This is a genomic window from Nitrospira sp., from assembly GCA_024998565.1.
Classification (GTDB): Bacteria; Nitrospirota; Nitrospiria; order Nitrospirales; family Nitrospiraceae; genus Nitrospira_A.
Genome location: JACOEM010000006.1, coordinates 160357 through 181176, shown reverse-complemented (window position 1 = coordinate 181176; position 20820 = coordinate 160357). Strand labels below are relative to the sequence as shown.

The 20820-nt window shown below is 60.9% G+C and carries 20 protein-coding genes; 16 read left to right on the top strand and 4 right to left on the bottom strand.

Annotated features, from left to right (window positions below):
- Nucleotides 1-6 precede the first annotated feature (6 nt).
- Entirely contained in the window at nt 7-1788 is a 1782-nt protein-coding gene (gene polX / locus H8K11_11710; GenBank protein ID MCS6264412.1) for a DNA polymerase/3'-5' exonuclease PolX, read from the bottom strand.
- A gap of 377 nt (nt 1789-2165) precedes the next feature.
- Here polX and H8K11_11705 point away from each other — a divergent pair, with 377 nt between their 5' ends.
- Nucleotides 2166-3056, top strand: coding sequence for a trypsin-like peptidase domain-containing protein (locus H8K11_11705; GenBank protein MCS6264411.1), 891 nt, complete (start codon nt 2166-2168; stop codon nt 3054-3056).
- Between the two features lie 13 nt (nt 3057-3069).
- Here H8K11_11705 and H8K11_11700 read toward each other — a convergent pair whose 3' ends face one another.
- Together H8K11_11700 and H8K11_11695 are read right to left on the bottom strand one after the other, a co-directional pair.
- Nucleotides 3070-3288: a hypothetical protein gene (locus H8K11_11700; GenBank protein ID MCS6264410.1), complete on the bottom strand. Its 219-nt coding sequence runs from the start codon at nt 3286-3288 to the stop codon at nt 3070-3072.
- Between the two features lie 80 nt (nt 3289-3368).
- The gene (locus tag H8K11_11695) at nt 3369-4673 is read right to left on the bottom strand and encodes a GTPase (GenBank protein MCS6264409.1); all 1305 of its coding nucleotides are present in this window, start codon (nt 4671-4673) and stop codon (nt 3369-3371) included.
- Nucleotides 4674-4891: 218 nt separating this feature from the next.
- On the opposite strand from H8K11_11695, the gene acsA reads away from it, so the two are divergent.
- The 6 genes from acsA to H8K11_11665 all read left to right on the top strand — a co-directional run bounded on the left by acsA (nt 4892) and on the right by H8K11_11665 (nt 10945).
- Nucleotides 4892-6652 (top strand): acetate--CoA ligase, encoded by a 1761-nt coding sequence (gene acsA, locus H8K11_11690; GenBank protein ID MCS6264408.1) that lies wholly within the window; start codon nt 4892-4894, stop codon nt 6650-6652.
- 87 nt (nt 6653-6739) lie between these two features.
- Complete coding sequence (pdhA, locus tag H8K11_11685) at nt 6740-7723, top strand: pyruvate dehydrogenase (acetyl-transferring) E1 component subunit alpha (GenBank protein ID MCS6264407.1); 984 nt, start codon at nt 6740-6742, stop codon at nt 7721-7723.
- A 55-nt stretch (nt 7724-7778) separates the two neighbouring features.
- Nucleotides 7779-8753 carry an alpha-ketoacid dehydrogenase subunit beta gene (locus tag H8K11_11680; protein ID MCS6264406.1) on the top strand — a complete coding sequence of 325 codons (975 nt, stop codon included), beginning with the start codon at nt 7779-7781 and terminating at the stop codon, nt 8751-8753.
- Between the two features lie 88 nt (nt 8754-8841).
- Nucleotides 8842-10014, top strand: a complete 1173-nt coding sequence (locus tag H8K11_11675; protein ID MCS6264405.1) for a 2-oxo acid dehydrogenase subunit E2 — start codon at nt 8842-8844, stop codon at nt 10012-10014.
- Nucleotides 10011-10268 (top strand): acyl carrier protein, encoded by a 258-nt coding sequence (locus H8K11_11670; GenBank protein MCS6264404.1) that lies wholly within the window; start codon nt 10011-10013, stop codon nt 10266-10268. The genes H8K11_11675 and H8K11_11670 overlap by 4 nt, the downstream gene beginning before the upstream one ends.
- Nucleotides 10265-10945 (top strand): nucleotidyltransferase domain-containing protein, encoded by a 681-nt coding sequence (locus H8K11_11665; GenBank protein ID MCS6264403.1) that lies wholly within the window; start codon nt 10265-10267, stop codon nt 10943-10945. Before H8K11_11670 ends, H8K11_11665 begins: the two co-directional genes overlap by 4 nt.
- Nucleotides 10946-11154: 209 nt before the next feature.
- On the opposite strand, the gene H8K11_11660 is transcribed toward H8K11_11665, so the two are convergent.
- Nucleotides 11155-11631: a hypothetical protein gene (locus tag H8K11_11660; GenBank protein ID MCS6264402.1), complete on the bottom strand. Its 477-nt coding sequence runs from the start codon at nt 11629-11631 to the stop codon at nt 11155-11157.
- Between the two features lie 1149 nt (nt 11632-12780).
- On the opposite strand from H8K11_11660, the gene H8K11_11655 reads away from it, so the two are divergent.
- From H8K11_11655 to H8K11_11615, 9 genes are all read left to right on the top strand, one after another.
- The gene (locus tag H8K11_11655) at nt 12781-13254 is read left to right on the top strand and encodes an Hsp20/alpha crystallin family protein (GenBank protein MCS6264401.1); all 474 of its coding nucleotides are present in this window, start codon (nt 12781-12783) and stop codon (nt 13252-13254) included.
- Nucleotides 13255-13270: 16 nt separating this feature from the next.
- Complete coding sequence (locus H8K11_11650; GenBank protein ID MCS6264400.1) at nt 13271-13420, top strand: hypothetical protein; 150 nt, start codon at nt 13271-13273, stop codon at nt 13418-13420.
- Between the two features lie 51 nt (nt 13421-13471).
- Nucleotides 13472-14125: a phosphoribosyltransferase gene (locus tag H8K11_11645; GenBank protein MCS6264399.1), complete on the top strand. Its 654-nt coding sequence runs from the start codon at nt 13472-13474 to the stop codon at nt 14123-14125.
- A 55-nt stretch (nt 14126-14180) separates the two neighbouring features.
- Nucleotides 14181-14675 (top strand): ATPase, encoded by a 495-nt coding sequence (locus H8K11_11640; GenBank protein ID MCS6264398.1) that lies wholly within the window; start codon nt 14181-14183, stop codon nt 14673-14675.
- Nucleotides 14676-14706: 31 nt separating this feature from the next.
- The gene (locus H8K11_11635; protein ID MCS6264397.1) at nt 14707-15258 is read left to right on the top strand and encodes a nuclear transport factor 2 family protein; all 552 of its coding nucleotides are present in this window, start codon (nt 14707-14709) and stop codon (nt 15256-15258) included.
- A 326-nt stretch (nt 15259-15584) separates the two neighbouring features.
- Entirely contained in the window at nt 15585-16442 is an 858-nt protein-coding gene (locus tag H8K11_11630; protein MCS6264396.1) for a universal stress protein, read from the top strand.
- Between the two features lie 49 nt (nt 16443-16491).
- Nucleotides 16492-16854: a cytochrome c gene (locus H8K11_11625; protein MCS6264395.1), complete on the top strand. Its 363-nt coding sequence runs from the start codon at nt 16492-16494 to the stop codon at nt 16852-16854.
- 24 nt (nt 16855-16878) lie between these two features.
- Nucleotides 16879-18081 (top strand): NrdH-redoxin, encoded by a 1203-nt coding sequence (locus H8K11_11620; GenBank protein ID MCS6264394.1) that lies wholly within the window; start codon nt 16879-16881, stop codon nt 18079-18081.
- A 3-nt stretch (nt 18082-18084) separates the two neighbouring features.
- Nucleotides 18085-20820, top strand: coding sequence for a GNAT family N-acetyltransferase (locus H8K11_11615; protein ID MCS6264393.1), 2736 nt, complete (start codon nt 18085-18087; stop codon nt 20818-20820).

Genomic DNA, 20820 nt, shown 5'->3' with positions numbered 1-20820 from the left:
CCGGCCTCAGGTTTCCATGGTCGGCTTCAGCAACTTCCTCAACTCCGCGTACGGCCTTGTGTTCAGTACATCCGTTTTCTCAAGCCATCCCCGTCTGGCCTGGCCGACCCCGAAGCGCGCATTCTCCAGATCCAGCATGCTGTGCGCATCCGTATTCACCGCCAGCAACACGCCTTCCTCCCTCGCCATCCGGCAATGGATGTCCGTCAGATCCAGTCGTTCGGGATGGGCGTTAATTTCGAGGAAACAGCGGCGCTCGCGCGCCTTCCGGATGATGCGAAGCATGTCCACCTCATAGGGCTCACGCCGGCCGATCAGGCGCCCGCCGGGATGGGCCAGGATGGAGAAGTGCGGATGGTCCATCGCCTTCATGATGCGCTCGGTCTGCCGGCGGTTCGAGAGGTTGAAGCGGCTGTGCACCGCGCCGACCACCAGATCCAACCGGCCGAGCACCTCATCCGGCAAATCCAGGCTCCCGTCTTCCAGGATATCGACTTCGATCCCCTTCAGAATCGTGATCCCTGACAGGGTGGCATTCAGCTGGTCAATGTCTTCCATTTGTTGCAGCAGCCTGGCGGAGTCGAGCCCCTTGGCCATCGTCAACCGGCGGGAATGGTCCGTGATGGCGAAATAGCGCAATCCGCGCAGCCGGGCGGCCTCCGCCATTTCCGGCAGACTATTCCGGCCGTCGGTCGCCTTCGTATGGGCATGGAGATCGCCCTTCAGATCCTGCAGGTCCACGAGGTGCGGCAGTCGCCCGGCCTTCGCCGCGTCGATCTCTCCCCGTCCCTCTCTCAATTCCGGTGGAATCCAGGGCAGGCCGAGGGAGGCGTAGACCGATTCCTCCGTCTCTCCGGCGACAGGCTTGTCTCCACGAAACACGCCATATTCGTTCAGCTTTAAGCCGCGCTGTTGAGCCAGTTGCCGGAGCACGACGTTATGCGATTTACTGCCGGTGAAATAGAGCAGCGCCGCTCCGTAGCTTTCTTGTGGCACGACTCTGAGATCCACTTGCAAACCGCTCTGAAGGCGAACACTGGACTTCGTCGCGCCATGCGCCAACACGTCGCGGACTTCCTGATAGGCCACAAACCGATCCATGACGGTGCGCCCCGCAGGAGCCGTCACCAGAATGTCCAGATCGCCGATGGTTTCCAGTCCACGACGATAACTCCCTGCCGCGATGACCCGGCTGACTCCTGACGATTGTTCCAGGTACGCCACCAGAGCCTCGGCAGAGGGAATCGCCACGGCCCGCTGCACCCGTGGGGCTTCTGCAAGACGCGTGGCCAGTGCGTCGAGAATGTGTTGCTCGGTTTTCTCCCCGAACCCCGACAGGGTCCGGACCCGGCCTTCCTTCGCCGCTGTCTGCAATTCGGACAGGCTACGGATTTTCAACTCGTGCGCGAGCCGCTTCACCCGCTTGGGCCCGAGCCCGGGAATGCGGAGCAACTCCGCGAGCGTCGCCGGCACCCGCTTGCGCTGAGCCTCTAGGGCGGCCGCGGTTCCTGTTGAGAGAATTTCTTTGATCTTTCCCGCCAGATCGTCGCCGATGCCGGGAAGGCTGGTCAGATCTTCGCCCTTCGCCACCATCTCCTCCACCTCGGCAGGAAGATCGCGAAGCGTTCTGGCGGCGAACCGATAGGCCCGGACCCGGAAGGGATTGGCGCCTTCGATCTCCAGCAAGTCAGCCATTTCCTCGAAAACCGCCGCGACGTCGGCGTTGTGCACCATTAGAATCTCCCCGCAACCCCTGCAAGATTTCCCGCCCCCATGGAGCCTGACCATCTGTATTAAGCAATGAGCGGGCCCGAGCACAGCCGCGAGGATCCTGGACGCCACAAATGATCATGCCCCAATGATCTCGATCCTCAGATCAGGCACCGTTGCGTTCCACCCCAGTCGCCGGAGCAGGCTGGCGCAGAACGCCTCCATGCGGGGATGCCTTCTAAGCACCCTACGAGCGGAACAGGATGCTGAACACGGTCGGCTGAACGGTGTCCTCCCAAGCTCTTGAAATCCCTCAAGCGTCGTTCGTGAAACACATCTCGCAGGTTTCAACCGGGAGACGAGCGACGTGATACGAACGACGAATGCGCGGCACCAGGCTTGCTGATCACAGGAAAGGGTATTGTGAAACGCTGGATCCACGGAGGCAAGAGACGATGGCTGGATGGATCGATCGCTGGCGGGCTGCGACGGTGGCAATCGGGGCGATTCAAGAAGCCGACGTACGGTCTCGCACCGGCCGGGTTTCAACCAAGAAATTCTTCGCCGTGGTCGGCACCGGTGTGCTCTTCTCGTTGCACGGACCCCGCAGGCAGGACTGCTGGTTGGTCACCGCCAGGCATGTGTTTCTCGACCCGACCGAAAACTGGAAACCCTCCACGCTGGGCATCGTCTTTCCGCACATTCATCGCCGTGGCCTGAAACAGGGTGTGGAGATTCCGATTCAACTCACCAAGGCCGGACGGCGCTGCTGGTATCCCCATCCGGACAAGGCCGTGGATCTCGCCTGCCTTCCGCTGCCCTTGACCATGCGACAACCGAAACCGAGCGGCCCCTCCTCCATCGCCTGGATGGACATTGCCACGACAGCGGACCTCTATGAGGGCGTCCCCATCATGGTGCTCGGCTATCCGGCGGCGTTCGATATTCCCGATTCACCGCGCGCAATTGTCCGCCAGGGCATCGTCTCCTGGGTCTCGCCCGCCCGCCCTGGCTCAGAGGTCTTTCTTATCGATAGCCACGTGTTTCCCGGCAACAGCGGGGGACCGGTCTTCCGGCTTCCCACCGCCATGGATCGGGAGGGGCATCTCACTGCGGGAGGGGCGGTCACCCTGCTCGGCATCGTGACCCAGGCCAGGATTCAGAGCTTGCCCCTGCTGGCCGGGGGCAGACAGGTCGACTTGTACGTCGAAGGCAAGAAAAACTCCGAACCCCTGCTCACGCCCAGTTTTCTCGGTCTCGGGCTGGTTGAGCCGGCCTATCGCATCAAGCAACTCCTGGTCTCCGCGACTCGCCGCCATCGACGACGAAAGCGGCCGGCCTCATAACGGTGCGGATCGACTAGTTCATCCCGGCTTTTTCGCCCTTGGCCAACAGCTGGCGAGCCCCTTCGGGTGTGCGCATCTTCCGGCGATGTTCGAGGATGAGCGGATCGATGTGTTCCCCGCACATTACGCAACGCAAACCGACCTGGTTCACCTCGCGAATCTCCTCCCGAACCATCAAGCCTCCGCAGCGATGGCATCGATCCTGAGCAATATGTGTCGGGTGCGTCACCATATATCTCTCCTTCTCGTTTGTTCGTTGAAGCGGCCTTCCATCTCCTGTTGCCTATTGGAGTGTGGCGCCGCGAAAAGGATTCATGATTGTTTCGCCCTGTCGATGACACCTTGCATCACGTCCGTCAACGTCGGGCGGCCCCGGTCCTCCACGTCATAACTCACCCGCACCGTCGGCTTCGTAATCCGAATGAGTCGCCGTAAATCCATCGGTGTGGCGATGACCACGAGGTCGCACTCCACCCGTTCGATCGTTTCCTCCAGTTCGCGGACCTGCTCAGGCCCGTACCCCATCGCGGGAAGGAGCGGCCCCAGATGCGGATACTGCCGGAAGGTGCGATTGAGACTCCCCGCTGCGTAGGGCCTCGGATCCACCAGGCAACCGGCTTCATACCGCCGGGCCACTAGACCACCGGCGCCGAAGGCCATACCGCCATGCGTCAATGTAGGGCCGTCTTCGACAACGAGCACGCGTCTGCCGGTAATCCTGTCCGGATGATCGACTTTGGGCGGCATGGCGGTCTCCACGAGCGCCGCCCGGGGATTCACGGTTTCAATGGATCGACGCGCCGCATCCACCTGTTCGGGCGTCGCGGTATCCAGCTTGGTCAGCACCACCACATCCGCCCGGATGAGATTCACCTCCCCCGGGAAATACGGCGGCTCCCCGGCCCGATGCGGATCGACAAGTACGAGTTCGAGGTCCGGCACAAAAAACGACCAGTCGTTGTTGCCCCCGTCCCATACAATGACATCGGCCTGATCTTCGACCTCCCGGAGAATCCGTTCGTAATCCACTCCCGCATAGACCGTCCCGCCCTGCGCGAGATGGGGTTCGTACTCCTCCCGCTCTTCAATGGTGCAGGCCGCCGCGTCCAAGTCCTCCAGAGCAGCAAACCGCTGTACCGCCTGTTGCTCAAGATTGCCGTAGGGCATCGGATGCCGCACCGTGGCAACCCGCAGCCCTTCCCCTTTCAGAATCGAGACGACCCGGCGGGCCACAGGACTCTTGCCCGCTCCCGTGCGCGTCGCGCAGATCGACACCACCGGCTTCTTGGCCGGAAGCATCGTGGACTGCGGGCCCGCCAGCCAGAAGTCCGCTCCTGCCGCCATCACGCGGGAGGCATGCTGCATGAGCGCTTCATGGGAGACATCACTGTACGAAAAGACGACCCGCTCAACGTGCTGGGTCCTGATCAAGCAATCGAGCTCCTGTTCCGCATGGATCGGGATACCGGAAGGATACAAGGCGCCGGCCAACGCCGGGGGATAGAGCCGGTCGTCGATGTTGGGAATCTGCGCGGCGGTGAACCCTACGACCCGATAGTCAGGATTGCCGCGAAACAGCACGTTGAAGTTATGGAAATCCCGCCCGGCGGCTCCCATGATCAACACCCTGATCTCGTCTTGCTTGGCGCGATTATCCACGACCCTCCTCTTACCACTGGTGAATAATGCTACAGGTGGGCCATCGACTGTCCCCGCCTGCGGCTCACTAACCACCGTGATTTCCCTCGCTTTCCGATCCGGCCTTCACGGGCGTCGATGGTCTATGCCTTGCAGAACGCATGCTCGGAGTCTGTCCGAGGAGTGTGAACCGCACAATGCCGTGGAACCCCATCATCAAATCGAGGCGAGACTGGGAGACGATCCCGAATCTCCACGATTACGAGTCGGTGCGAAAAGACTTTTCATGGGAGCAGGCGCGCGCCGAACTGGATGGCCTGCCCGATGGGCAGGGACTCAACATCGCCCATGAAGCGGTGGTGCGGCATGCAACCGGCCCGCCCGGACAACAGACCGCCATCCGGTGGCTGGGGAAAAGCGGGCAGGTCGAGGACTATTCCTATTCGCGCCTCGACGACCTGACCAATCGTTTTGCCAATACACTGCAGGGGCTCGGCGTCGTGAAAGGCGACCGGGTGTTCGTCCTCGCCGGTCGTATTCCAGAACTCTACATCACGGCACTCGGCACGCTGAAACATCGCGCCCTCTTCTGCCCGCTCTTCTCAGCCTTCGGGCCGGAGCCCATTCGCGCCCGGCTTACGATCGGCCAGGCCAAGGTGCTGGTCACCACCGAATCGCTCTATCAGCGCAAGGTGGCCGGCATCCGGGAGACGCTGCCCCATCTTGAGCATGTCCTGCTCATCGGCCAGGAACAACGTCCAACCGCCATTCCCGGGACGCAGAACTTCCATCAGTTACTCGAACAGCACTCAGGTATCTATCGAATCGGCCCTACCGATCCGGAAGACGCGGCCCTCCTGCATTTCACCAGCGGTACCACCGGAACACCCAAGGGGGCCCTCCACGTGCATGGCGCCGTGGCGGCCCACCACATCACAGGCAAACTTGCGCTCGATTTCCATCCGGCGGACATCTTCTGGTGCACCGCCGACCCTGGCTGGGTCACCGGCACGTCCTACGGCATCATCGCGCCGCTGACGAATGGGCTGACCAGCATTGTGGACGAAGCGGATTTCGATGCCGAACGTTGGTATGGGATCCTACAGGACCACCGGATCTCCGTCTGGTATACGGCGCCGACGGCCATTCGTATGATGATGAAAATCGGTGTGGATCTCGTGCGGAAGTACGACCTGCGCCAATTGCGCTTTCTCGCCAGCGTGGGGGAACCCCTCAATCCTGAAGCCGTCGTCTGGGGAGAAAAGGCCTTCGGCCGCCCGTTCCACGACAACTGGTGGCAGACCGAAACCGGCGGCATCATGATCGCCAACTATGCGGCGATGGATGTCCGGCCCGGTTCGATGGGACGACCGCTGCCGGGAATCGAAGCCCGTATCGTGAAAACGGCTGAGTCCGGAGGCGTGGAGGTGCTGAACGAACCGGATGTGCAGGGAGAATTGGCGCTACGCCCCGGCTGGCCCTCGATGTTTCGCGGCTATTGGAACGAGCCGGAGCGGTACAAGAAGTGTTTCGCAAGCGGCTGGTACCTGACCGGCGATGTGGCCAAGAAAGATGCCGACGGGTATTTCTGGTTTGTTGGTCGGGCGGATGACGTCATCAAAACCTCAGGCCATCTCATCGGTCCGTTCGAAGTCGAAAGCGTGTTGATCGAACACAAGGCGGTGGCGGAAGCCGCGGTGATCGGCAAGCCGGACCCCGTCGCCATGGAGATCGTGAAGGCGTTTGTGTCGTTGAAAGATGGCTATGAGGCGAGTGACGCATTGCGGCGTGAGCTACTCGGTTTCGCGCGGACGCGCCTGGGCGCAGCCGTGGCGCCGAAAGAGATCGCCTTTCTCCCGACCCTGCCGAAAACGCGAAGCGGAAAAATCATGCGACGCCTGCTGAAGGCGCGCGAACTCGGGTTGCCGGAAGGCGATACCTCGACGTTGGAAGCATGAGCGAGGAGCAGTCAGCATCGGAAAGAGAAATTCGTCTCAAGCTGAACGCTGATTGCCGACAGCGCGCTGGGGGAAAAGAGAGACGACATGACACCCTCCTTGACACGCGAACGAGGCCTAGAGCTGTTGCGACACATGATACGGATCCGACGCTTTGAGGAACGGACCGCGGAACTGTATCAGCTCGGAAAGATCCACGGCTTTCTCCATCTGTACATCGGTGAAGAGGCCGTGGCTGCCGGCTCCATCCCGTCGTTCACCAACGAGGACGCGATCGTCGCCACCTATCGGGAACATGGCCATGCGCTGGTCCGCGGCACATCGATGAGGCAGCTGATGGCAGAGCTGTATGGGAAAGCCGCCGGTTGCGCGCGCGGACGCGGAGGCTCGATGCATTTCTTCGATGCCTCCCGGCGGTTTTACGGAGGCCTGGCCATCGTGGCCGGTGGATTACCCGTGGCCGTCGGCCTGGCCCTCGCCGACAAGATGCAAGGTCGCAAGCGTGTCACTGGCTGCTACTTCGGCGACGGCGCGGTGGCGGAGGGCGAGTTTCACGAATCCCTCAACCTGGCCGCCTTGTGGAAACTCCCGGTGTTGTTTCTCTGTGAAAATAACCTCTATGCGATGGGTACTGCCCTGGCCCGCCATCAATCGCAACCCGATATTGCCGCCAAGGCGAAGGCCTATGCGATGGGCGCCGACACAGTCGACGGTATGGACGTGCTGGCGGTTGAGGCCGCGACCGGTCGCGCAGTGGAGCTGATCAGAAGCGGCAACGGTCCCTACTTCCTTGAATACCGGACCTATCGCTTTCGCGCCCATTCCATGTACGACGCCGAGCTGTATCGGACCAAGGACGAGGTCAGCGAATGGAAGCGTCGGGACCCGATTGCGACGTTCGAACAGGCCCTTCGTCAGGCCCGATTGCTGCGCGACGAAGATCTCCAACAGTTAGAGGTTGCGATCGCGACTGAGATCGAGGAAGCCGTGGCCTTCGCCGAAGCGGCCCCCTGGGAGCCGATTGAGGATCTCAACAAGGATGTGTGCACGGATGTGAGACGTACGACGTGAAACGTCAGGCGAATCTACGTAGCTGGTTCGCGTCTCACCTTTCGCGGTGGCACCTATGACCAAAATCACCTACAGAGAAGCCGTTCGGGCGGGATTGCGGGAAGCGCTCCAGCGCGACCCTCGTGTGTTCCTCATGGGGGAGGATGTCGGAAAGTACGGGGGCACCTATGCCTGCAGCAAAGGATTGCTCGACGAGTTCGGCCCGGAACGCATTCGTGATACGCCGCTATCGGAAAGCACCTTCGTGGGCGCCGGCATCGGCGCGGCCCTGGGCGGCATGCGTCCGATTGTGGAAGTGATGACGGTGAATTTCAGCCTGCTGGCACTCGATCAAATTCTTAACAACGCGGCAACGCTCCGGCACATGTCCGGCGGTCAGTTCAACGTGCCGCTGGTCGTTCGAATGGCTACCGGCGCCGGCCGCCAGGTGGCGGCGCAACATTCGCACAGCCTGGAAGGCTGGTATGCGCACATTCCCGGCATCACGGTCCTGACGCCCGCCACTGTGACGGATGCGCGGGGGATGTTGCTCACCGCGCTCCAGGAGCCGGACCCGGTGTTTATTTTCGAACATGCGTATCTCTATTCCATGGAAGGCGAATTGGAGGAAAGCCATCCGGTAGTCGATATTTCCCGCGCTGCGGTGCGCCGACCCGGAAAAGACGTGAGCCTCATCACATTCGGGGGTAGCCTCTGGAAGGCGTTGGCCGCTGCCACACAATTGGCTCAAGAGGGCATCGAAGCGGAGGTCGTGGACCTGCGTGTCCTGCGTCCTCTCGATATCGGCACCATCCTCACCTCCGTTCGAAAAACTCACCGGGCGGTGGTTATCGACGAGGCCTGGCGCACGGGAAGCTTCGCCGCCGAAGTCTCCGCGCAGATCATGGAGGGTGCGTTTTACGATTTGGATGCCCCGGTTGCACGGGTCTGCAGCGAAGAAGTCCCAATTCCCTATCCGAAACATCTGGAAGAGGCGGCGCTGCCGCAGCCGGACAAGATCGTGAAGGCGGTTCGCAGGTTGCTGGGATAACCGATGCCTTGGCTGTTTCTCTGTCACTCATGGCCCGTTCCATTTTACGTTTCACGTTTCACCTTTCGCGCTTCACGGAGTCTCCATCATGGCTGAATTCCTGATGCCGACACTCGGCGCCGACATGACCGACGGCACCTTGGTGCAGTGGAAAAAGAAAGAAGGCGACCGCATCACCAAGGGCGAGATCATCGCGGAGGTCGATACGGAAAAGGCCGCCATCGACGTCGAATCCCATTTCACAGGCATCATCGAGCGACTCATCACCAGACCGGGCGACAAGATCCCGGTCGGCACGGTCATGGCGATCATTCGCGAAGAGGGACGACCGACGGCAAGTGTCGCTTCTCCCCGGACGGTCGCCGTTCCACCGGCCCCCCCTCCGCCCGCCCCTCGAACGGAGAGCGGAGCCGTTGCGCCGTCTCAGGCGGGGCGATTGCGGATTTCACCAGCGGCGAAAAAACTGGCCACCGAGCGAGGCATCGACGCAAACACGTTGCAGGGAACCGGCCCGGAAGGAGCCATCACCCTCGACGATATTGAGCGAGCCACCACGGCGACGGCGGACATCGCCAAACCGGTCGGTGCCGCCGACCGCCAGGCACGCATGCGGCAAACCATCGCCGCAGCCATGGCCCGATCCAAACGCGAGATCCCCCACTATTACCTCAGCACCACCATCGACATGGGCCGGGCAATCACCTGGCTGAAGGACTCGAACGAGCAGCGTCCGGTCACAGAGCGTCTTCTCTACGGTGTCTTGCTGATCAAAGCGGTCGCCTTCGCACTGCGTCGGGTTCCCGAACTCAACGCGCTGTGGAAGGACGGCGAGGCCAGCCGAAGCGAACGGATTCATATCGGCACCGCCATTTCTCTCCGCCAGGGTGGACTGGTCGCGCCGGCGTTGCACGACGCCGACCGGCTGAGCCTCAGCGAATTGATGCAGAACTTTCAAGACCTGGTGAAGCGCGCCCGGGCCGGTTCGTTACGGAGCTCGGAACTGTCCGACCCGACCATTACCGTCACGAGTCTGGGGGAACAGGGAGTGGAAACTGTGTTCGGAGTCATTTATCCTCCCCAAGTCGCGCTGGTCGGATTCGGCAAAGTCGTCGAACGCCCCTGGGTTGCCGATGGCCTGGTTGTGCCGAGGCCGGTTCTCATGGCGTCGCTCTCCGCCGACCACCGCGTCACGGACGGCCACCGTGGAGGATTGTTCCTGGCTGAGATCGATCGCTTGTTACAGGAGCCCCAATCATTATGAGCACGCCATCGTCGGAAGACGAAACGCGCAGCCAGGTCCTTCGTCTTCTCGGTGAGATCGCACCGGAAGCGGATACAACCTCCCTACGCCCGGATGTCAGCTTCCGCGACCAACTCGACCTCGACTCGATGGACTTCCTCAACTTCGTGGTGGCGCTTCACAAGGAGTTCCATATCGAGATTCCTGAAGCCGACTACCCCAAATACATGACCTTGAACGGCTGTCTTACCCAACTCTCCGCCGCGCGATCATGAGAGACGCAGCTACGTCGTCGACCGATGCCTGCATTTTGAAAGTGGTGGTCGGTTCGCACGCCCACGGCCTGGCCGGTCCCGAAAGCGACAAGGACTACCGCAGTGTCTTCGTCCTGCCCACCGCCGAACTGTTTCGTGTCGGGTTTAAGTATCAGGGCACGAGGATGATGAAGGAGGAAGCGGACGAAACGTCCTGGGAGATCGGGCACTTTCTCCAATTGGCCCTGCAGGGTCATCCCCTGGTGCTCGAAACACTGGTGGCGCCGGTGGTGACGATGGATGATTGGGGCGCGGAGCTACGCCAACTCTTTCCGCGTCTCTGGTCGGCGCAGGCGGCCTATGAGTCGTTCCTCAACTACTGCGACAACCAGCGCAAGAAAATGTTGGAGAAAAAGGATGGACGGCCCGCCAAATACGCGGCGGCCTATGTGCGGGTGCTCTTCAACCTCTGTGAATTGTTGGAACGGGGGACGTTCAGCATCAGAATTTCGGAAACCCCGGTGGGTGAAGCCGTGGCCAGGATCAAAGCCGGGCACTTTCGCCCCGGCGAGGTCATCGACATGGGAGAACACTGGACCGCAGAAGCGGCGCGGCGACTCCGCACCTGCTCCCAACAGGCCCGTCCGGAACTGGCCGATGCCTTCCTCCTCAAGGTTCGAAAGGCTTTTCTGACATAGGGAAGGTCTGTGTCCAGAGCGGCAGAATGAAAACAGCGCCTCCTCACCTGCTGCCCGCCCGTTCTTTCTCCGACGGGACAGGCCCCGAACATCCGGTTCTCCTCTCACGCCGAAAATAAAAGAGAGGGCGCCCCAAGACGCCCTCTCTCCCCCTGCGATTCACGAGCACCGTCCTTCGCAAACTGTGACACGACTGATCCTTCAACGTCTCACCCGCCACCCACTTCCCCCCTGGTCTCAACGATCAGAAACTCACCCCTCATTTGCGGGTGCAGATCACACCAGAACGCATACTGTTCGGTTTCACTAATGCCGGTCGACGGATCATGTTTGACCGGTTTGGTGAAAACCAGCGTCGCGATTTTTCCCGCATCCACGTGGAATGACTTTACCCCGTGGGCGACGACCTCCCTCGTATCCCCTTCTTTGCGAACCTGCACATCTTTTAAAATTCGCGAGCTGAATCCGTGCGTCATAGACCCTTCGTTGCGAAGAATGATTCTCGTCAGCGCGCCAGGTGTCGTATGCCCTTTCACATGATATCCATCGTCCTTGATAACAACCTCTATCTTGCCTTCATCAGCTTGAGCGAGTGTCGGGATGCCGGGAGCTATTCCCGCGAGCGACACCACACTCAATGCGAAGGGAACCAAAAACCCACGACATGCGTGACCCGACCGTTTCATAATACCCTCCTCTGGTTGGTAGTGACCCCGACTATCACCGCCGACCCTGGAGAACTCCTCTATGATCCGGCCACCATGAGTTGCCCTTGAGTCGGATGCAACACACACTTTTCTCATTCGCAGCGCCTATACCTCCCTCCTCGTGCAGCTGGATGCTACATCGCAACTTTTTCCTCCGCTCTCCCTTGAGGGCATCTGCTTAGTATTGCTCTGATTCTCTACCAACGTTGCCCGATCATACGACTCGTCCAGGAATGAAAAAGCGATCCCCTTTCTCATCTGGCCCTCTACCACAATGCCGCACCTCACCCTCTAGAACCTTGCGACAACCACCCGCGAAACAAGGGTCACTTTCCTGAGAGAAAGACTTTCACGCTGCGCTGAAGGTCAGTTCGGAAGCTCGGATGGGAAAACGGAGAGCGCAGAGCCCCTCTCGACTTCAATGCGCGTGACATGACTTCTGATGACCTATGGTAAATCGCCACGAGGAGAACACATGCTCTCCTTCCCACACCCGCTTAACACTCCTCAAAACCCTCTGCCCCGCAAGCGGATCCCCTGTCCGCTCCCTTCATCTTTCCGCTAAAAAACCCGCTCCCGTGTGGAGATCAGGCCTGCCCACTGAGCGGAATCCCTCCGGACATCCCGGCGAGTCACACAACCTGGATGTCCCGCGCTTCCCATTCATCGGGCTCCTTGTGCGAGCCGTGCCTCCTACTGGCACCGAGATGGAAGCGCGTCCCTTCGGACCGGACCCCGAAATTGCGACAGGAGCGACCCCCGAACCCACTGACGCGGCACGGAAGCGGGGGTTTCGACCTTATCCTGGATCCACCTCCCTTCATTTCCCTTCATTCATTGGGTAACCATGGCCGGATTGAAATCAATGAGGTAATTGGCACCATTGCGGCCCCCGACCGCTGTCCCGTAACGCCCCACCCCGCAGCATGGTCGACGATCGAAACCGCCTGCCCATGCTCCTAAGCAAGTGAACTTTCGCACCTCCCCCCTGAATACCCACCGCATATTCCGCTGGCATCGAGTCTGCAACAGTGCCAATGCAGAATGACGGTTCCGGAACACCATCTTGAACGTATGACAGGACAGGGTTCACGCTCCACCTACCCAGACCGTAAAGGAGACCTGACCATGAGTGGACTCACCCGTTGGGAACCATTTCGGAGACAGTTGAATCCATGGCGGGAACTTGAGGACATGGAACAGCGCTTGTCCGCCCTCTGGGGTCGGACACCGACCAAAGCGGAAGGCCAGAAGGAGTCGATTTCGGTCGCGGAATGGTCTCCCTTGGTCGACATCACCGAAGACGACAAGGAATATCTGATCAAGGCGGAACTGCCCGAGGTCAAGAAGGAAGACGTGAAACTCACGGTGCAGGACAATGTGCTCGCGATCTCCGGCGAGCGCAAATACGAGAAGGAAGAAAAAGACAAGAAATATCATCGCGTAGAACGCGCGTACGGCAGCTTCTTGCGCAGCTTCACCCTGCCGGAAGATGCCGACGGCAGCAAGGTCGCGGCGGAATACAAAGACGGCGTCCTCAAAGTGCATCTCCCGAAATCGGAGAAAGCCAAGCCGAAATCGATCGACGTGAAGGTGTCCTAAACGGAAGGAGCCTGCCATGTTCCGACATCCTCGATACCTGGACATCCCCTGGGAAATCCATTGGCATCCCGAGGGTGCAACACACCATCACCGGTGGCTGATCGTCCTGGTGATCGTCGTGGCACTGTTCCTGATCGGCGTAGGGGTCACGGGCGGACTGTGGTAGCCCCGTTCGGGCCACAGCATGCAGGGCAAACGGCAGTGGGAGTAGAGGGTCATGTTCAAGAACCGTGAAGAAGCCGGAGAACTCCTCGCACAGGAATTGATCCCCTTTCGCAGCGATCCCACCGCCATTCTCCTCGCGTTGCCGCGCGGAGGAGTGGCAGTGGCCTATCAATTGAGCCTGGCCCTGCATCTGCCGCTTGATGTGCTCATTACGCGAAAAATCGGCGCGCCCGGTAATCCTGAATATGCCCTGGGAGCCGTCAGCGAAACAGGCGCCGTCTATTGGAATCGAGAGGCGCTCGTCGGCTTGTCGCTCACAGAACGACAACTTTCAGCCGCCGTGCAGGCGCAGCAAAAGGAAGTCACCAGGCGTGTCGCCCTGTACCGGCAGGGACGCCCGTTCCCCGACCTGAAGGACCGGACCGTGATTCTCGTCGATGACGGTCTCGCTACAGGCGCGACGTTCTTTGCCTCCGTTGCGACCGCCCGCCAGGGAAACCCGCGTCGCGTGATCGGGGCCATTCCGGTGGGCCCGCACTCGACCGTGGAGGAGGCGCGAAAACTGGTCGACCAATTGATCGTGCTGCGGGTACCGGATCCGTTTTATGCCGTCGGTAACTTCTATCGGGACTTCGAACAGGTCGAAGACCGTGAGGTGCTGCAATATCTCAACCTGGCGGAAGAAGCGTCTATCAACCGATCGTAACATCACAGTGCGGGCCACAGAGCGGATGACCCGGCACAGAAAAGGAATCGCACCGATGAACAAACAAACTGAAGGCGGCCACGCCGCGCGCCGCGATCGATTCGTGCAGGAAGGTCAACACGACACCTACAAGATGCCGGGGAAGTTGAAGGAGCCCACGGTCTGCAAGACCTGCGGGGCGCTGTTCCATAAGGGGCGCTGGACCTGGGGACCCAAACCGGCGGGGGCCGATGAGATCGTCTGTCCGGCTTGTCTGCGCATCGAAGACAAAAACCCGAAAGGGTTCGTCACGCTCAAGGGAGCCTACAAAGACCAGCACCGGGACCAAGTCATGGGCCTGATCCATAACGCCGAGGCGCAGGAAAAAAAGGAATACCCGCTGGCCCGCATCATGACGATCGAGAACCGGGCAGAGGGGCTTGTCGTTCTCACGACCGATACCCACTTACCGAGACGAATCGGCGAAGCGCTGAAACATGCGCATCACGGCGAATTGGAACTGCAATACGATAAGGATGAAGATTTTATCCGCGTCACCTGGGTCGGGTAGGCAACCGCACCATCGGCAAGAAGGAGTGGTCATGGGTGGAGGGGAACGGACGTGGGATCGATGGAGCAGGTTTCTCATCGGCGGACTTCTGATGGTCACCCTGACATGGTCTCCGGCAACCGCCGAGATGCAGCTCCTTCCCGGAGCGGCAGCAGACCTCGATCAGGCCACCGTCGATCACGTGCTGGCAACCTTCAGGCAAGCCGAACAGGCGCTTCGTGCCGGCGACGTGGACGGCATCATGGCCCTGTATTCGGAGCAGTACAATTATCACGGACTGAAGAAGGCCGACATGCGGAAGGTCTGGATCAACCTGTTCGACGAATTCCGGGAACTGTCCGATACCCATCACTTTTCCCGGATGATCAGAGTCGGATCCGGCTCCAAGACCATCATCGAGGTCACCTGTACAGGTAGTTTGTCGGGCCTGTCGAAAACCGGCGGGTTACGTGTGCCGATCGACAGTTGGTATGAAGAAGTGCACTACATGACGCTCGATGACGGGCAGTGGCGCATTCGCGGCAACGTCGGCGATTCCCCGCGGTTCATGCCATTCGGCACGTCACCGCACCCGTTGTTCTAGGCGGCTGCAGAACAGCTGTGCATAGATCCTGCGTGATCCAAGAGCACGGCGTAGGGGAAGACTGATGAATCTCTTCGCAGGGGGCTCAAGCATTCCGCCGGCTTCGTCCGTCGTTCGTGAAAGGTCGTTCGCCTCTTGTCCGCGGAAAAGGGCGTATGGTATCCAGCTCATAGCCTATAGCCGGAAATCGAGTGTGGGCGTCGCAACTCTCAGCTCTAGGCCACGAGCCATAGGCTCCGACTCCGATGAGATACGCTTCACGCTTCACGAGTGACGGGAGCGAGGGTGGAGGACTGTTTCAGCATCCTGCCGGCGAAAGGAGTCTTATGCGTGCCCTGATCGCACTCGACTGGTCGGAACAGGCGTTCGCAGCCGTTCGTGAAGTTTCCTATCTGTACGATCTGCACGAGGTCATCCTGGTGCATGGGATCGACTTGGGCATGTTTCAGTATCCGATCGTCGCAGAAGTGAGCAACATGCAGGGGTACGACGAATTCCGGAAGGCCATGGAGAAAGCGGGAGAACAGTTGCTCGACCACACCTCCACCCTGCTGCCCTCCGAGGGCCTCGCCGTCACACGGGTGTGCGAATTCGGCAAACCGGCCTCGCTGATTCTAGACAAGGCGCGGGAAACGCATGCAGACCTGATCGTGATCGGTGCGCGCGGGCGGGGACGCGTCGGCGAATTCGTCCTCGGCAGCGTCTCCCATCGCGTCGCACTCCATGCAGACTGCACGACCTTGATCGTGAAGGAGCGCGAGGGGCCGGTCAAGCGCGTGACGGTCGCCGTCGAAGGACATGAGGATGGCGCCCGGATCAAGGCCTGGCTCCTCAGCCATCCGTTCAAGAATCCGGTCGATCTCACTATCGTGAGCGTCGTACGGCAGATTCCGTCCACCGATCCATTCAGCCTGTTTCCGCTGCAGGATTGGACCGGGATCGCCGTACGCTCGGCCGAAGACCTGGTGAAGAATTTGGCCGCCTCGGTCATGAATCACCGCTATACGGTCGGCACCCAGGTGACCGTCGGCGATCCGACCGACATCCTGACGGAGCGCGCCAAGTCGGCGGATCTTCTGGTCATCGGTTCCCATGGACGCAAGGGGCTGGAGCGATTTCTCCTGGGAAGCATCTCCCACGCCCTCCTGCACCACGTGCCCTGTCCGGTCTTGATCGTCCGATGAGTCTGTGACCAATCCGGCGCACTGCGCCGAACCATAAAGGAGCCTGCGCATGAAAACGTTCAGCATTCTTTCTGCCGTTTGCCTCGTCATCCTGGGCAGCACCTGGGCCACCGCACAAACCAACCGGGGCAATCCGCGCGACGGACAGGCCATTTATGAAAAACAATGTCTGCGTTGCCACGGAGACAAACTGGACGGGGCCGGGCCCGACGGCCAATACCTGATTGTGAGGCCCGCGAATTTTCAATCCGTCAACTCGCGCGCCAAAACCGATTGGGAACTGCTGATCACGATCGCGAACGGAGCGCTCTTCAGCCCCATGCATGGGTATCGAGGCAAACTGACCGACCAACAGATGCTGGACGTCTTGTCCTATATCCGATCGGTCGCAACACCGGACTTCGTCAGCTAGCCGATAGGCGCCACAGGCACAGCGATGCGTCGGCGGAGGATTCTTTACGCAGGCCTCGTGTTCGTCTGCCTGTGGCTCCTCGGTTCAGAGGTGTCTGTTCACGCCTCCGAACCGACTGCGGACGTGGAAGTCTTCGTCCGCGCCGGCTGTCCGCATTGCGAAGCCGCCAAGGCATTTCTTCGCGAGCTTCGGCAACGTCGCCCCGCCCTGCACATTCTGGTTCGGGATGTCGGTCAGGATCAGACCGCGCTCACCCGTTTAGAGACGTTGGCAAGGCGGCAGGCGGTGACGCTGATCGGCGTTCCGGCTTTTTATCTGCAAGGCGAATTGATCATCGGCTATCAAGATGCCGGGACCACCGGCACCCGCCTGCTTGCACTCCTTGATCGGGCGGCTCCCTCCCTGGATTCCGAACCGTTGTCCGCCTGCCGCCCGACACAACCGGCCTGCAGCACGCCTGCAGATCACACCTCCGCCGGAGAAGACAGCATCCTGCTCCCCTGGTTCGGCCGCCTCAGTTATCCGGACATCGGCCTCCCCCTCTTCACGCTGGCCATCGGGCTTCTCGACGGCTTCAATCCCTGCGCGATGTGGGTGCTGTTGTTTCTCCTGTCGCTCCTGGTCTCATTGCAGGACCGCGTCAAGATGTCGCTCGTGGCCGGCACCTTCGTCCTGATGAGCGGGTTGCTGTATTTTATCTTCATGGCCGCCTGGCTGAATATGTTTCTCATCGTGGGCCTCTCCCGTACGGTCCAACTCACGCTGGGCGGCGTGGCGATCCTAATCGGCGCGGTCAACGTGAAAGATTTCTTCGCCTTCCGGCAGGGGTTGTCGTTGAGTATTCCGGCCGCGGCCAAACCGGGGCTCTATGCGCGGCTGCGCCGGATCGTTCAGGCGGAAAATCTCACCGGCGCCCTGATCGGGATCGTGATCCTGGCCGGGCTGGTGAACGTGGTCGAGCTGCTGTGTACCGCCGGATTTCCCGCACTCTACACGCACATTCTCAGCACGCAGGCGCTCGCCACCTGGCAATATTATGGCTACCTTGCCCTCTACAACGCGGCCTACATTTTCGATGACGCGTTGATGGTGACGATCGCGGTGATCACCCTGAGCCGCCACAAGCTGGAGGAACGCGAAGGGCGGTGGTTGAAACTGATCAGCGGGGCAGTCATGATCGGGCTCGGCCTGCTGCTGCTCGTGAAACCGGACCTGCTCTCGGGGTAATTCATGCAACGTATCCGCCCACTCCACATGCCGCCCTCCCGTGACGAGGGTCCTGACGCCGGTCATGTCGTCTTGAGCGACGGCACGACGGCGCTTCTGCGTATTGCGCAGCCATCCGACGCGGATGAATTGCAGCACTTCGTCGAACGCCTGTCGCCGGAAGCCAGACGCCACCGGTTTTTCTCCGAAACTGCGCCACCCGCCGAGGTAATCCGCAAACTCTGCGACCCATCCGACCCGCGGCGTAGCCTCACCGTGATTGCCCTTCGCCGGCAGGACGGCGCCCTCCGTGTCATCGCATCCGGTTCGTATCATGCGCGGGACTCGCACCAGGCAGAAGTGGCCATGGCCGTGGACGACCGGCTCCATGGGCATGGCTTGGGCACGCTGCTCCTGGAGCGACTGGCGCTGCTGGCGATCCGCCATGGCTTCACGAGGCTCTGGGCCATCACCCACGCAGACAATGTGGCCATGCGCGAGGTGTTCGCCTCCTCCGGACTTCCCATGGAAGAACATGTCGAAGGCGGCGACATGGAGGTCGAGCTCTCGCTGACACCGACCGACCATAGCGTACGTCAATCCGAGTGGCGTGAACGGGTCGCCACCACGGCTTCGCTCCGGCCGCTCTTCCATCCTCAGGCCGTCGCCGTGATCGGCGCCTCGCGCGCTCCCCAGAGTATCGGCTACCGGTTGCTCGATGCGCTGAGCAGCAATGGCTTTTGTGGCCGCTGTTACGCAATCAACCCGCATGCCGCCACCATCGCCGGCATGCAGACCTATCCGTCGCTCCGGGCATTGCCGGAGCCGGTCGATCTGGCCGTCATCGCCGTCCCCAAAGACGCCGTCCTCTCTGTCGTAGACGACTGTGCGGCGACCGGTGTCCGTGCGCTGGTGGTCATCACCGCGGGATTCGCCGAAGTCGGAGCAGAGGGACGCCGTCTGCAAGACCAGCTTCTCGCAAAGGTTCGGCAACAGGGCCTGCGCATGGTCGGCCCCAATTGCTTCGGGATCTTGAACACCGATCCGGCCGTGCGGCTCAATGCCACGTTCACCTCCACGTTTCCCCTCACCGGCTCCATTGCCATGTCGTCACAAAGCGGCGCCCTGGGGTTGGCCCTGCTCGCCGCATCCGAACGATTGCAGCTCGGTCTTTCCACCTTCGTCAGCGTCGGCAACAAGGCGGATGTGTCGGTCAACGACCTGCTGCAATACTGGGAGAACGATCCCGCGACGAACGTCATCCTGCTGTATGTGGAATCGTTCGGCAATCCGAGACGGTTTGCGCAGATCGCCCGCCGGGTCAGCCGCAACAAACCGATCGTCGTCCTGAAAGCAGGCCGTACCTCTTCGGGCAAACGCGCCGCGGGATCCCACACAGCCGCGCTGGCCGCCAATGATGTCGCGGTGGAGGCCCTGTTTCAGCAGACCGGGATCCTGCGCGCCGAGACCCTCGAAGACATGTTCGCATTGGCGGCAGGCCTCTCGGATCAGCCGCTGCCGAAGGGCAACCGCGTCGGGATCATCACGAACGCCGGCGGACCGGCCATCCTCTGCGCCGATGCCTGCGAGGCGAGCGGCCTGGATGTTCCTGAATTGTCGCAAGCGACCATGACTCACCTGGCCTCGTTTCTGCCGCCGGCTGCGGCCTTGCGCAACCCGGTGGACCTGATCGCCTCGGCCGATCCCGAACAATACGCCCAGGCCATAGCCGCGCTCTTGAAATCCGACGATATCGATGCCCTCATCATTCTCTACATTGCCGTCACGGCCACCGACGTGGACCCGATTGCCGAAGGCATCAAGAAGGGCATCCTCGACGCGCGAGCCACGGCATCCATCAAGAAGCCGATCTACATCGGGTGGATGGTGGAAACGGATCGCGAGCGGAGATTCTCCTTCACGGGTGACACCATCCCCACCTTTGCACTGCCGGAACTCCCCGCGCGCGCCCTGGGAAAAATCTCCGGCTATGTGCAGTGGCGAGAACGCCCCGCCGGCATGGTGCCGGATTTCGATGATCTGGACCTCCCGACCGTGAGCCGCATCTGTCATGACGCCCTGGCCGCACGCGGAGAGGGCTGGCTGACGACTGCCGAAACGCGGGCCCTGTTGAGCGCAATGTCCATATCACTGCCGCCTGGCGGCGTCGCGACCGGCGCTGAGGAGGCTGCCCTGCTTGCCGAGCAGATCGGATTTCCGGTCGCCGTCAAACTGGCCTCCCATACCCTCGTCCATAAAACGGAGATCGGCGGTGTACATTTGAACCTCAACACGAAGACTGAGGTTCGCCGCGCGTTTGAACAGATCGCCGCACGACTCGCGCAGGATCAGAGCCTTGACGCCATGGAAGGGGTCCTGATCCAACCGATGGTGACCGGCGGCATCGAGGTGATGGCGGGCATGGTCCAGGATCCCTCGTTCGGTCCCCTGATCGGATTCGGGCTGGGCGGGATTCACGTCGAAATTCTGGGGGACGTGCGCTTCCGCATCACGCCGTTGACGGAACTGGACGCCGCCGATCTGATCCGCAGCATCAAGGGGTATCGTCTACTGCAAGGCTATCGCGGCCATCCACCGGGCGATGTCGATGCGGTTCAAGAGCTCTTGCTCAGGTTGTCACGGCTGGTCGAAGAGGTGCCGGAGATCGTGGAACTCGATTTGAATCCCATCTTCATCCTGCCGCCCGGCCAGGGTTGTCGCATCGTGGATGCGAGGATCAGGGTAGCGGGGAAGAGATAA